The organism is Cognatundibacterium griseum (assembly GCF_014284195.1).
Taxonomy (GTDB): Bacteria; Pseudomonadota; Gammaproteobacteria; order Burkholderiales; family Burkholderiaceae_D; genus Undibacterium; species Undibacterium griseum.
Window position 1 is genome coordinate 197,822 of the sequence record NZ_JACOGC010000002.1, and the last position, 13,649, is coordinate 211,470.

Here is a 13,649-nt window from a genome sequence, read left to right on the forward strand (position 1 = left end):
ATTTTGGTGCAATGCGATTTTGAAACCCGGATTAATCATGATACTGCTCATGAAATCACGGGTGCGCAAACGTTTGCTATTGCTGTTGTCAGTTATCGCTTCTTGGGATTCTGAAGTCAAGAACAACCGCTTTGATGGCATCAAAAAGAAACGATATATCCTGAAAATGTTGTGGATTTTTCACAGCAGTTTTTTTGTTTGTCTGCAGGTTGTGCCGTAGGGAAAGAAATGTTGCATCGCACGGAAACAGGGCATGATCGATTGCAGTGATGTTTTGCGACCAGATGTGTCCATGACTATGCACTGGATTGAGCGGATATGTACTGCGTCATCCGAGATAACGGGCGCTTCCGGTACCGCAGTTGTCGGGGGAGGTACAGATGCACTGAATTTGCCGATCCGGTTACCAGTTACAATCCGGTCTGCATTTTTTTAGGATGGTTATGAATAAACAATTTGATGTCGCTGTGATCGGGGCAGGTGCTGCCGGCATGATGTGTGCGGCAGTGGCGGGGCAACGGGGTAAGCGGGTTATTCTGATTGATCATGCCAGCCGCCTGGCTGAAAAAATCCGTATTTCTGGCGGAGGCCGGTGCAATTTTACGAATCTGCACACCAGCGCCAGGAATTTTTTATCGGACAATCCGCATTTTTGCAAAAGCGCATTATCGCGTTTTACGCCGCAGGATTTTCTCGAAAAATTGAAGCAGCATGGAGTTGCCTGGCATGAAAAACATAAGGGACAGCTGTTTTGCGATGACAGCGCCGAAGATATTATCCGGATGTTGAAGGTGGAATGTGATGCTGGCCGGGTGCAGTGGCGCATGGGTGTTGCCGTGGAAGGCGTGCAGCAGGAACCGGAAGGCGGATTTTGCCTGCAGACGGCTCAGGGTCTTGTTCGTGTGGGGCAGGTCGTGATCGCCACCGGTGGTTTGTCGATTCCCAAAATCGGGGCGACGGATTTTGCATTCAGCGTGGCCAGGCAGTTCGGACTGAAGGTTATCGAAACCCGGCCAGCACTGGTGCCGCTGACATTTGATGCCACAGCCTGGGAGCCTTTCGTGTCTTTATCCGGTATCTCTCTTGAAGTGGATATCGAAACGGGGGAAAAGAAAAATAAAATCGTTTTCCGCGAAGATTTGTTGCTGACGCATCGTGGTTTGTCCGGTCCCGGTGTGTTGCAAATCTCCAGTTATTGGCAGTCAGGCACAGCGATTCGAGTGAATCTGCTGCCGGAGATTGATCTGGCTGACGAACTGGTGAATGCCAAAACGGTGACCAAAAAGAATCTGGATAATTATCTTGCCCAATATCTGCCGGCCCGGTTGGCTGAGGGGCTGATCAGGGCGCATGGCTTCGATGGCAGTCAGAAACTGGCTGATATGCAGGATAAACGTTTGCGTTTGCTGGGGGAGAAAATTAACCGCTGGGAGTTGTTTCCGAATGGTTCTGAGGGATACCGCAAGGCAGAGGTCACGCGCGGTGGCGTGGATACCCGTGAGCTGTCGCAGCAAAGCATGATGAGTCACCGGGTCTCAGGCTTATATTTTATCGGTGAAGCAGTGGATGTCACCGGATGGCTGGGAGGCTTTAATTTTCAATGGGCATGGGCGTCAGGCTATGCTGCCGGACAGGCGGTGTAGTGAATGCCATCATTTTCGTACTTTTGCTGCTGTCGTTTGGATGCGACGGTATATAAGGTTATGGTATCGGCGATATTGGAGGCGATGGAAACTGTGTTCAGTAGGAGATGAGAATATACTGAGGGGGAGTATATTTTGACATCCTTTAAATACATAGATGTTCGGCGTATTTTTGAGGATACTCCCCTGATTCTGTGTGGAAATAATCTTTTTTGGAATCATGCTGCATCAGGCGGTGCATTTCCGGTGAGATAAATTTGCGTAAGATTTAATCATCGTTCTTCCCATAATTGAAAAAGCCTGTTAATATCTCGTTCTTCTATAAATCTTTCAATTGGTTTGAACTTACATGACCACAATTCGCCTTAAAGAAAACGAGCCGTTCGAAGTCGCCATGCGCCGCTTCAAGCGCACTATCGAAAAGACCGGTCTGTTGACCGAATTGCGCGCTCGCGAGTTCTACGAGAAGCCAACTGCAGAGCGCAAGCGCAAGCTGGCAGCAGCAGTTAAGCGTCACTACAAACGCATTCGTAGTCAGCAATTGCCTAAGAAAATGTATTAATTCCGGGCGTGTATCTGGCACTGTCAGATGCGCTCAGTCTGTTATTCCTTAGGTGTGCATGCCCGCTCCGGTAGTCCGCAGCGGGCTTTGTTGTTTTTATCTGTTTTTATCCAGGGGTAAGTAATGAGCTTAAAAGACCAAATCACCGATGACATGAAAGCTGCGATGCGCGCCAAGGAAGCTGGCAAGCTCGGCACAATCCGGTTGTTGACTGCCGCGATGAAGCAAAAAGAGGTGGATGAGCGGGTCGAACTGGATGATGGCATGATTCTGGCGATCATCGAAAAAATGATCAAGCAGCGTAAAGACTCGATTCAGCAGTTCGAAGCTGGTGGCCGTCAGGATCTCGCGGATATCGAAAAAGCAGAGCTGGCTGTATTGGGTACCTATATGCCAGCGGCATTATCGGATGATGAGGTGGCTGCTGCGGTGGCTGCTGCGGTGACAGAAACAGGCGCTGCCGGGCCGCAGGATATGCGCAAGGTGATTGATGTGCTGAAAGCCAGGCTCGCAGGCCGTGCTGATATGGGGAAAGTATCCGGACTGGTCAAGGCTGCGTTGACGCGCTGATAGAGATTCGTACTCTGTGAATACCCATTTCCACCTATTGACTGATTTTTCATTCCGGACTTGATACCTCAAAGTTTTATTCAGGACTTACTTGCCCGCGTCGATATCGTTGATGTCGTGGGTAAGTACGTTCAATTGAAAAAAGGCGGCGCAAACTATATGGGTTTGTGTCCGTTTCATAACGAAAAGTCCCCCAGTTTCACTGTTAGTCCCACAAAGCAGTTTTATCATTGCTTTGGGTGTGGTGCGCACGGTAGCTCCATTGGTTTTCTGATGGAGTATTCCGGCGTCAGTTATGTCGATGCCATTCGTGAACTGGCGCAGGCAAATGGCATGATTGTGCCGGAAGAGGATCGCATGCTGCCGGCGCAGCGGGCCGAGGTGCAGGCAAAAACTTTGGCTTTGTCAGAGGTGATGAGTAAAGCCGGCGACTACTACAAGCGGCAATTGCGTGGTGCGCCAGCAGCCGTGGCATATCTCAAAAAACGCGGACTGACAGGAGAGATTGCTGCCCGTTTTGGTTTGGGCTTTGCGCCGGATGCCTGGGATGGATTGCGCTCAGTTTTTGTCGATTATCAGGCGCCTGAGCTGGTGGAGGCGGGACTGGTCATTGATAAGAGTGATGAAGCCAATGCGGGGCGGAAGCGTTACGACCGTTTCCGTGACCGGATCATGTTCCCGATCCGTAATACCAAAGGTCAGATTATTGGTTTTGGTGGGCGGATCATGGAGCAGGGTGAACCCAAATATCTGAATTCTCCTGAAACACCGTTGTTTCAGAAGGGTTATGAGTTGTATGGTTTATTTGAAGCGCGCCAGTCGATTCGTGATGCAGGCTATGTATTGGTGACCGAAGGGTATATGGATGTGGTGGCGCTCGCGCAAATGGGGTTTCCGCAGGCTGTGGCAACCCTGGGAACTGCGTGTACACCGACGCATGTGCAGAAATTGCTGAGACAAACTGATCACGTTATTTTCAGTTTTGACGGCGATGCTGCCGGACGCCGGGCAGCCAGGCGCGCGCTCGATGCCTGTTTGCCGCATGTGAATGACGATAAATTTATTAAATTCCTGTTTTTGCCGGCCGAGCATGATCCGGATAGCTATATCCGCGAATTTGGGGCGGATGCTTTTGCCCGGGAAGTGCAGGAGGCGATGCCTTTGTCACAATTCTTTATGCGGGAAGTGATGGCTGATCACGATATGGGATCTGCAGAGGGCCGTGCAAAAACACAATTTGATGCTAAGCCACTGCTGCAGCAGATGCAGCCATCGGCTTTGCGGTTGCAGATGGTTCGCAATCTGGCGCAGCTAACGCAAAGCACTCCTGCTGAAATTGAAACGCTGTTTGAACTGGCACAGCCCGTTTCCCGTCAGAAGGTCGCACCGCCAAAAGCACGGCGCAGTGCGCCAGTTGGGCTGGAGCGGCAGATTATGCGGATACTGGTTGCTTATCCTGCGCATGCTGTGTTGCTGGATCAGCAGGCTTTGCAGGAGGCAGCTCAGGTGGCACCGGATGGTGCGGCGATGTTACGTCAGCTGGTGGGTATTGCGCAGGAAATGGGCGCTGAAGCGCAGTTCGTCGCGCTGGCGGAACGTTTGCGGGAAACTGGTGCCGACTTCGATGAGTTGATTGCCGAAGTGGCGGGGCAAACCGACCCTGATCCTGAATTAATCAGGCTGGAATTGCAGGGAGCAATACGGCAGATCCGCTCTCAGGCACTCAAAATGGAAGCGGATCAACTGGTTGCTGGTGGGCTGGGGACTGAGACTGAGCGCGCCCGGTGGCGGGAAATTATGCTCTTACAAGATACCTTACGTCAGCAGGCGATACAGGAAGCTGCTGCCCGGTAAATTCTGATACTGCTTGCCGCAAAGAGATTGCCTGGAAAATAGAAAACTTAACCAGAAGTTAATTTGCCTAAATTTTTATCAAATTACTTGTCTTTATACGGGTTTCGGGGTAGAGAAAAGACGGTCGTCATGGTATAATTAAAGGCTTACGATTCAAGGTCTTAGGTTGTTTCATTCTGTTCGGAAGCGTGTTGTCGCCGTATTGCGATAAGCGGATTTCGTCCGGAATGTGTTGTTTAGGCGAGCGTAGTGCTCCTCCGAGTAACCCAAAACACTGGCGCTGAGACTCGGGAAGTCTGAAGCAAAAACAGTTGGCACCGTATGCAGGCCACCAGGTCTGGCGGCAGCTTATTTTCTTTTTGCGTTAGTGACAGACGACTTCCTCAGTTCCGGATGGTTTAATTCAATGGCTGACGCAATGAAGAAACCCGTAAAAAACCTGATGCCTGCAACGGTAAAAAAAACTGCGACAAAGACATCCAAAGATGCTAGTACCGCTGCAGCAGCGAAAACGTCGCGTCAACCAGCAGCCAGAGCAACCACTGCAACTCCTAAAACACAATTGAAACCTACTAAGAAAACTGCTGCTGCTCCGGCAGCAAAAGCCAGCACAGCAGCCAAAGTCACGGCAAAAACGAAGTCGGCACCAGTCAGGGTTGCCGATAAAAAAGTGGTTGCGAAAGATGTTAAAGCGCCTAAAGTGAATAAGGCAGCTTCGCCGGCATCTGCGCGTACTGCAACAAAATCTGCAGCTAAACCGGCAGCTAAACCGGTGGTTAAGCCAACCGTCAGAACGGCAGCGCCGTCAGCGGCAAAGAGTGTGAGCAAAGCAGGAGCAAAAGCGGTCTCTCCAAAAGCAATTGTTCAAAAGGTCGTCAGTCCGTCATCGAAGAAACCGGCTGCTCAAGAAGTGGCAGTAAAAGAAGTAACGGCCAAGTTGCCACCGAAAACCAGAAAGAATGATGTCAAGCCCGAGGAAGTCATTGCGCATCAGGTCGCCGGAAAAAACAATCGTGCAAAAGCAGGAGAAACAGTTGAAAAACAGGCTGTTTCCGCAGTATCGAAAGCTTCCGTGACAACTAACAGAACCGATTCAAAAACAGTGACTAAGCCTACCAAGAAATCAACAAAAGCGGCGCCTGAAATTCAGGAAATCAAGACCGGTGCAGCACCGACTGTCAGTCAGACGACGGATGCTGCGGTGCTCGCTGCGATTGACACCTCCGGTTATGTATTACCGGGGGTAAAAGTGCCGGGACGTCGCGGACGCAAGCCGAAAGAATACCAGCCTGAGAATGATGAAATCGCTGCATTGAATGCGGTAGAGCGTGCTGAGATGAAGGCCATTGACAAGGCCAAGGCAAAAGATCGCAAAGCGAAAGAAAAAGCATTGTTGAAAGACGCGTTTTCTTCTGATCCGGAAGCGACAGAAGAAGAACTGGAGCGTCGCCGCCAAAAGCTGAAAACACTGATCAAGCTCGGTAAGGATCGCGGCTACCTGACTTTTGCCGAAATTAACGATCACCTTCCTGAGAATGTGGTTGATCCTGAAGCAATTGAAGGCATCATCGGCACATTTAACGATATGGGCGTGGCTGTCTATGAACAGGCCCCCGATGCCGAGACATTATTGTTGTCCGATAATGTGGTGACGGTCACCACGGATGATGATGAAGTTGAAGCAGCGGCAGAAGCTGCCCTGTCAACTGTCGATTCAGATTTTGGTCGCACAACAGATCCTGTGCGCATGTATATGCGTGAAATGGGATCAGTCGAATTGCTGACGCGAGAAGGCGAAATTGTTATTGCGAAGAAAATCGAGGAAGGCCTGAAAGACATGATTCAGGCGATTTCCGCATGTCCGACCACGATTGCAGAAATTCTGGCAGCGGCAGACAAAATTGCCTCCGACGAAATCAAAATCGATGAAATCGTTGATGGCCTGGTTGATCCGAATGCATCGGAAGATGCTGCACCGGTGGTTGCTGCCGCATCAGATGAAGAGTCTGACGACGAAGAAGACGAGGACGAGGAAGACGAGGAAGAAGAGGAAGATGGCGGCGCTGCAGGTGCAGCTGCAATCTCTTCTGAGCAACTTGAGCAGATGAAGCGCGATGCGCTCGCCAAGTTTGAAATCATCGCTTCCAATTTCGAGAAAATGCGCAAGTCCTTTGAAAAGGAAGGCTATAACTCGAAATCATATGTCAAAGCGCAGGAAGCCATTTCTAATGAATTACTCGGCATCCGCTTCACCGCTAAAGTAGTTGAAAAATTATGCGATACGCTGCGCGGTCAGGTGGATGAAGTGCGGCACATTGAGAAGCAGATTCTGGACGTTGCTGTGAATCGTTGCGGTATGCCGCGTTCGCATTTCATCAAGGTTTTCCCCGGAAATGAAACCAACCTGAGCTGGGTTGAGGGTGAAGTCAATTCTGGTCATGCATACAGTGCTGTTCTCGGGCGTAATGTGCCTGCAGTCCAGCAATTGCAGCAGAAACTGATTGATTTGCAGGCACGGGTCGTTCTGCCATTAACTGATTTACGCAACATCAATAAAAAGATGTCTGCCGGTGAAATGAAGGCACGTAAAGCCAAGCGGGAAATGACCGAGGCGAACTTGCGGCTCGTGATTTCGATCGCTAAAAAATATACCAACCGTGGTTTGCAATTCCTCGATCTGATTCAGGAAGGCAATATCGGTCTGATGAAAGCCGTGGATAAATTTGAGTATCGCCGGGGCTACAAGTTTTCGACTTATGCCACCTGGTGGATTCGTCAGGCAATTACCCGTTCGATCGCAGATCAGGCACGTACCATCCGTATTCCTGTACACATGATTGAAACGATTAATAAGATGAATCGTATTTCACGTCAGATTTTGCAGGAAACCGGTGTGGAACCGGATCCGGCCACGCTGGCGATCAAGATGGAAATGCCGGAAGATAAAATCCGCAAGATCATGAAGATTGCGAAAGAACCGATTTCGATGGAAACACCGATCGGTGATGACGATGATTCGCATCTCGGGGATTTCATTGAAGATAATCATACGCTGGCACCGGCAGATGCCGCATTGCATGCGTCAATGCGCAATGTCGTGAAAGATGTGCTCGACTCCCTGACGCCGCGTGAAGCCAAGGTTCTGCGCATGCGTTTTGGTGTGGAAATGTCGACTGACCACACATTGGAAGAGGTCGGAAAACAGTTCGATGTGACCCGCGAACGGATTCGCCAGATTGAAGCAAAAGCACTGCGGAAACTGCGCCATCCATCGCGTTCCGACAAGCTCAAGAGCTTCCTCGAAGGCAATTAATGGTATACAATGGGCGCTGATTTTTTTCGGTGCCCGTTTAATAAGTTGTGCTGATTGTTCGGCGCAATATTTTGCAGGCGGCAGCATCAGGTTTTTCCTGCAAAGACTGAAGTCAGCATCCAATCCTGGATTCACCTCAGATTACCGCAGGCAGAGCTTGCAGAAAGAATTGGGCCTCTAGCTCATGCTGGTTAGAGCAGCGGACTCATAATCCGTTGGTACCGTGTTCGACTCACGGGAGGCCCACCATTCAATTATCATGACTGATACAAAGTCCCAATCCAACTCTTCCGCAGACACCACTGGTTCAGACGTCAAGTTTGACGATTTTGGTTTGTCTCCCGATATATTGCGCGCATTGTCCGAGCAGGGCTATGTGCATCCGACACCAATTCAGGCGCAGGCCATTCCCGTTGTCTTGCAAGGCAAGGACGTGATGGGCGCAGCTCAGACCGGAACTGGAAAAACGGCAGGTTTTTCCCTGCCAATCATTCAGCGCTTGCTGGCGCATGCCAGCAGCAGCGCATCACCTGCACGCCATCCGGTTCGGGCATTGATACTGACACCGACCCGTGAGTTGGCGGACCAGGTGGCAGACAATGTGAAAGCGTATTCACGTTACACGCCATTACGCTCGACCGTCGTATTTGGTGGCGTTGACATGACACCGCAAACAGCAGCATTGCGTGCGGGTGTGGAGATTGTCATTGCCACGCCTGGCCGCTTGCTGGATCATGTTCAGCAAAAGACAATTAATCTGTCCCAGACACAAATTCTGGTCATGGATGAAGCGGATCGTATGCTGGACATGGGCTTTTTGCCCGACCTGCAACGCATTATCAATCTGCTGCCCAAGAGTCGGCAGAATCTGATGTTCTCTGCGACTTTTTCACCGGAAATTAAAAAGCTGGCAGCCAGCTTTCTGAATCAGCCGCAAACTATCGAAGTTGCCCGCAGCAATGCGACTGCCGATAATGTGACCCAGATTCTGTACAAAGTCGCTGAGGATGAAAAAAGGGATGCTGTCTCCTTCATTATTCGTGAGCGTGGTCTGAAACAGGTGATCGTTTTCAGCAACACCAAAATCGGCGCTTCACGGTTGGCTGTACACCTTGTCAAACAAGGTGTGAAGGCGGCAGCTATTCACGGCGATAAATCCCAGAATGAACGTATGCTGGCACTGGATGATTTTAAACGTGGTGAAGTGGAAGTTCTGGTGGCAACGGATGTTGCGGCACGTGGACTCGATATTTCGGAAATGCCATGTGTGATCAATTTTGATCTGCCATACAACGCGGAAGATTATGTACACCGGATTGGTCGTACAGGCCGTGCCGGCGCCAAAGGTGACGCCATCTCCCTGCACACCGATCAGGATGAGCGTTTGCTGGTCGATATTGAAAAACTGATTAAGCAAAAGATTGTGCGTCTGAGTCTGGCAGGGTTTGTTGCCACATCGGTTCATCAGCCTGAGCGCGCACGTTCGCATCGTGACAGAAACGACTATCCGGATCGCAGCGAGAAACGTGGTTATGCCGCACCCAGAGAAAAAATCGACCCCTGGTTTTTGAAGCCGTACGAACCAAGCGTCGCGGCTCCTGTCGCCACGCATTCAGCAACCATGGGCAGCAAAACAAAATCTGCTGCCGATGATACAAAGCCAGTGCGCCGTGCTGCCTTGCTGGGCGGCTTGCCTAAACGCTGATTTTCTCCGGAGCTGGCGTACTATTCTGCCTGCCGCGCAGGATGTTGATTCCATACCAGCTCGGCAGCGCATAAGTCTTCGATGGCGGTACCGACTGATTTGAACAGTGTGATATCCCGCCCTGGAATTGATGCCGGTATTTTTTTACCGGCACACAATTCACTGAGTTCTGCCAGAATATTCTCACGAGCGATAATTCCGTTTTTAATTGGCTGAGTTAAATCACCGGCTTCAGACAATGCTCCGGAATATGTATCTACCGCGATCCGGCTGCGGTCGACAGCGGCATCATCCACTTCCCGCATGTCCGGTCGGAATCCACCAACAAGATCCAGATGCGTACCGGGTTTCAGCCAGTCTCCATGGATAATCGGTGCGCGGCTGGTCGTCGCACAACTGATGACATCTGCCTGGCCCGCTGCGTTAGCTAAGTCGGTGGCGACGATGACTTCCACATCGGATGGAAAGTCCGGATTATTTCTGATATTCATCGCGCATTGATGCGCTTTTTTTTCATCACGTCCCCAGATTTGCACCTGTCTGAGCGCGCGGGTAACAGTATGCGCAGCTGCCAGTGCCGGAATCAGTGTTCCTGTACCAACCATTAACAGTGTACGGCTGTCGGGCCGGGACAAATAAGAGGATGCCAACGCTGATGCCGCAGCCGTTCTTCTTAACGTCAGCTCTTCGCCATCCATGATTGCCAGTGGAACTCCGGTCCGGCAATCTAACAGGATAAAAAGCGCATGTACGGATGGTGCCGTTGTGTTTTCCGGCGCTACGGTCACCAGTTTGACGCCGGCTTTACCACCTTCCTGCCAGGCGGGCATTAATAGCAGCGTACTGATTGGTTGCTCTGAAATCGTGTGGACATGACGCTGCGGGGCCTGAATCAGCTGACAAAACTGTTCGCCCAGTGCGCTGATCAGTTTCTGATATGGCAGGGCTTGCCGGATTTGTTGTCTGTCAAAATATGGAATCATTCATACTCCAGTGTGGTGCGGAAAAATTCCCAGTGGAAGAGCCATTTTCTGATTGTCGGGGGGAATTTTGATCGGGATGTATGCGCTCCTGATGGAAAGCAGTTTGATGCTGGCACATATCCTATTTCCCTCAAGTTTTGTGTTCTTCTGATTGAAATATATGTTCTATCGGTAATTGAAACAGGCGAGAAATGGCAAAGGCAAGGGGCAGGCTAGGGTCATAGCGATCAGTTTCAATCGCGTTGATCGTTTGGCGTGACACCTCCAGGTGATCCGCCAGTTCTGCCTGGCTCCATTCCTTCTGCATTCGTAATTCTCTCAGGATATTTTTCATGAATGGCGTTCCATCCATTTACGAATACAGCTGATTCCTCCCCAGGAGCCTAGCAGGGCCGGCCAAACCCAGAACATGCTGATCAGGGGAAAGTTGGCCGATTCCATAAAGCCATAGGTGAGTGATAAAGCGGCGGTCAGACCGGCGGCGATACCGATGTTTTCCAGCGACCATAAACGCAGATAAGCGTCCATTCGTTGAAATTGGCGCACTATCGCCCATAGCGTAGCCAGCGAAGGAATGATCGGACTGATGATAATGAGTGTCCGTGATAAACCGTGATCCATACTCCGCGCAAAACTGACGGAGGCAAACAGAATGATGCAATAACCAGCAATACTGATCCATAATTCACGTTGGTATTGGTGATTCATCTCTTTTTCGCGCATGTTACTCTCCTTTTTTGTCAAGTAAGCTTGACATCGCTGGTGAAGAAAAAAGCAGGGAAAATAATTTTCCTGCTAAGTCTAAGGGGTTGCTTGATCATGAAATATTATCATGTCAAGCATGCTTTACATAATAGTTGATAAAACTATCTTGTCAAGTACGCTTTACAGAAAATTATCCAACAATGCGGATAATTTTCTGTCACAACGTGGAGATGCGCTGAGATGGTGGGGATTGCTATGCTCAGAGAACGTTGAGCTGCACGTCAATATTGCCTCTTGTGGCATTGGAATAGGGGCAGACTTCATGTGCTTTTTGTACCAGCGCAGATGCGGCAGCTTTGTCCATGCCGGGAAGGGAAATATTCAGTGTGACCTGAATACCGAATCCACCTTTTCCATTTGGTCCGATACCTACTTGACCGTGAACGGAAACATCCGCCGGCATAGGGATTTTTCCGGCAGCAGCAACAAATTTCATCGCACCAATGAAGCAGGCTGAGTAACCAGCAGCAAATAACTGCTCAGGATTGGTGCCATCACCACCAGCGCCTCCCAGCGCTTTAGGGGTGGTCAGTTTTACCTCTAATTGCTGATCGTCTGAAATAGCGCGGCCATCACGCCCGCCTGTTGCGGTGGCATTGGCAGTGTAAAGAATCTGCATGGTAAGGCTCCTTAAAAAATAGTAGAAACAATCAAAAGACTGTGTAATTATTTTAGTGTGAAATTTAATTGTGTGCAATATAAATGGCGATTGAAATTTTCTATGAGATGTATTGAAAATTTATTCCTGGCGGCTTAGCTGTTCGTTTAACTGATCGCGTAAGGCAGATAGTTGCTGTCGTAAACCGGCGACGGAGTCTCTTTGCAAGCCACTGGCACACATGATTTGAAGGGGGACTTCCCGGGCAGCTTTCTTGAGATGTTTGCCTTGCGTGGTGAGCGTGATTCTCACCTGACGTTCGTCCGATGCATCACGGTTTCTTTGTATAAATCCTGCCGCTTCGAGCCGTTTCAGCAGCGGTGTCAGTGTGCCAGAGTCGAGAAATAACAGGTTTCCGATTTCTTTTACTAAAACATCATCCTGCTCCCACAGTACCAGCATCACCAGATACTGGGGGTAGGTGAGACCAAGTTTATCCAGTAAAGGTTTGTATGTTTTGGTTAATGCCAGTGATGCGGAATAGAGCGCAAAGCAAAACTGGTTATTCAGTGCCAGTACATCAACATCGGATTCCGTGGAAGATTTTGCGTTCATGAATGTGACCGGTGAATTCCAGAAAAATGAAGGATGTCGCTATCATAATAAAAAGTCGCTGTTCTGCCAGCAGGTTTCGCATCAGACAGGGCAGGTATAATGACATATTTCTGAAATAGCGCATTTTCGGGCATTATTTCTCATTACTCCTCAAGCATACAGATGCTTTTTAATACCTAAGGGTTTGTTGTGACATTTACAGAGAAACTCAATACCGCATGGCGCGGCAATCAATCCTTGCTTTGCGTGGGGCTGGATCCGGACATCACGCGTTTTCCTGCAGAGCTGCAAGGAAAAGCAGATGGAATTTTTACTTTTTGCAAAGCGATCATTGATGCTACTGCAGATGTGGCATGTGCATTCAAACCGCAGATCGCGTATTTTGCCGCTTTGCGGGCAGAAGATCAGCTGGAAGAAATTTGCCGTTATATCAGAACAACTTATCCTGCCATTCCTGTCGTGCTCGATGCAAAGCGCGGAGACATCGGAGCGACAGCCGAACAGTATGCCCGTGAGGCGTATGAACGTTATGAGGCAGATGCCGTTACCGTGAATCCGTATATGGGATTTGATTCAGTGGCGCCCTACCTGGAATGGAAAGACCGTGGCGTTATTATATTGTGCAGAACTTCGAATGCCGGTGGTTCAGACCTGCAATTTCTGGATGTTGGTGGTAAGCCGCTTTATCTGCATGTCGCTCAACTGGTAGCAGATAAATGGAATCTGAACGGGCAATGTTCGCTGGTTGTCGGCGCCACTTTTCCTGGGGAACTGGCGCAAGTGCGGCAAGTCATCGGCGATATGCCTTTGCTGGTACCGGGTATCGGCGCCCAGGGGGGAGATATCGCTGCGACAGTCCATGCTGGTCAGACGACAAATGGCACAGGTATGATGATCAATTCATCCCGCGCTATTTTGTATGCAAAACAGCTTGAATCTGAGACATATGCGGCAGCAGCCAGACGGATTGCCGTTGAGACGCGTGATGCGATTAATCGCTACCGCAAGGTCACCGGCTAATCTCATTCCGCCTGAAGTCAC

General features: G+C 49.9%; 12 protein-coding genes and 1 tRNA gene. 8 read left to right on the forward strand and 5 right to left on the reverse strand.

What is annotated here, in order from left to right; translation table 11 throughout:
- Positions 1–443: 443 nt before the first annotated feature.
- The 7 genes from H8K27_RS05355 to H8K27_RS05385 all read left to right on the forward strand — a co-directional run bounded on the left by H8K27_RS05355 (position 444) and on the right by H8K27_RS05385 (position 9,647).
- Positions 444–1,643: a BaiN/RdsA family NAD(P)/FAD-dependent oxidoreductase gene (locus tag H8K27_RS05355; protein WP_186862175.1), complete on the forward strand. Its 1,200-nt coding sequence runs from the start codon at positions 444–446 to the stop codon at positions 1,641–1,643.
- A 349-nt stretch (positions 1,644–1,992) separates the two neighbouring features.
- Complete coding sequence (rpsU, locus tag H8K27_RS05360; protein ID WP_005877634.1) at positions 1,993–2,205, forward strand: 30S ribosomal protein S21; 213 nt, start codon at positions 1,993–1,995, stop codon at positions 2,203–2,205.
- Between the two features lie 123 nt (positions 2,206–2,328).
- Complete coding sequence (locus H8K27_RS05365; protein WP_186862176.1) at positions 2,329–2,775, forward strand: GatB/YqeY domain-containing protein; 447 nt, start codon at positions 2,329–2,331, stop codon at positions 2,773–2,775.
- A 60-nt stretch (positions 2,776–2,835) separates the two neighbouring features.
- A complete protein-coding gene (gene dnaG, locus H8K27_RS05370; protein WP_186862177.1) occupies positions 2,836–4,629 on the forward strand; it encodes a DNA primase in 1,794 nt (597 codons plus the stop codon).
- Positions 4,630–5,701: 1,072 nt separating this feature from the next.
- Positions 5,702–7,942, forward strand: coding sequence for an RNA polymerase sigma factor RpoD (rpoD, locus tag H8K27_RS05375; RefSeq protein ID WP_186862678.1), 2,241 nt, complete (start codon positions 5,702–5,704; stop codon positions 7,940–7,942).
- A gap of 171 nt (positions 7,943–8,113) precedes the next feature.
- Positions 8,114–8,191, forward strand: a tRNA-Ile gene (locus H8K27_RS05380).
- A gap of 10 nt (positions 8,192–8,201) precedes the next feature.
- Positions 8,202–9,647: a DEAD/DEAH box helicase gene (locus H8K27_RS05385; RefSeq protein WP_186862178.1), complete on the forward strand. Its 1,446-nt coding sequence runs from the start codon at positions 8,202–8,204 to the stop codon at positions 9,645–9,647.
- Positions 9,648–9,667: 20 nt separating this feature from the next.
- On the opposite strand, the gene lhpI is transcribed toward H8K27_RS05385, so the two are convergent.
- The 5 genes from lhpI to H8K27_RS05410 form a co-directional block, all read right to left on the reverse strand.
- On the reverse strand, positions 9,668–10,630 hold the full coding sequence (gene lhpI / locus H8K27_RS05390; protein WP_186862179.1) for a bifunctional Delta(1)-pyrroline-2-carboxylate/Delta(1)-piperideine-2-carboxylate reductase: 963 nt from the start codon (positions 10,628–10,630) through the stop codon (positions 9,668–9,670).
- A 130-nt stretch (positions 10,631–10,760) separates the two neighbouring features.
- The gene (locus H8K27_RS05395) at positions 10,761–10,964 is read right to left on the reverse strand and encodes a helix-turn-helix transcriptional regulator (protein WP_186862180.1); all 204 of its coding nucleotides are present in this window, start codon (positions 10,962–10,964) and stop codon (positions 10,761–10,763) included.
- The gene (locus H8K27_RS05400; RefSeq protein WP_186862181.1) at positions 10,961–11,353 is read right to left on the reverse strand and encodes a hypothetical protein; all 393 of its coding nucleotides are present in this window, start codon (positions 11,351–11,353) and stop codon (positions 10,961–10,963) included. The genes H8K27_RS05395 and H8K27_RS05400 overlap by 4 nt, the downstream gene beginning before the upstream one ends.
- A 241-nt stretch (positions 11,354–11,594) precedes the next feature.
- The gene (locus tag H8K27_RS05405) at positions 11,595–12,014 is read right to left on the reverse strand and encodes an organic hydroperoxide resistance protein (RefSeq protein WP_186862182.1); all 420 of its coding nucleotides are present in this window, start codon (positions 12,012–12,014) and stop codon (positions 11,595–11,597) included.
- Positions 12,015–12,134: 120 nt separating this feature from the next.
- Positions 12,135–12,608, reverse strand: coding sequence for a MarR family winged helix-turn-helix transcriptional regulator (locus H8K27_RS05410; RefSeq protein ID WP_186862183.1), 474 nt, complete (start codon positions 12,606–12,608; stop codon positions 12,135–12,137).
- Positions 12,609–12,797: 189 nt separating this feature from the next.
- Between H8K27_RS05410 and pyrF the strand changes: the two genes are divergently transcribed.
- Entirely contained in the window at positions 12,798–13,628 is an 831-nt protein-coding gene (gene pyrF, locus H8K27_RS05415; protein ID WP_186862184.1) for an orotidine-5'-phosphate decarboxylase, read from the forward strand.
- The last annotated feature ends 21 nt before the right edge of the window (positions 13,629–13,649 follow it).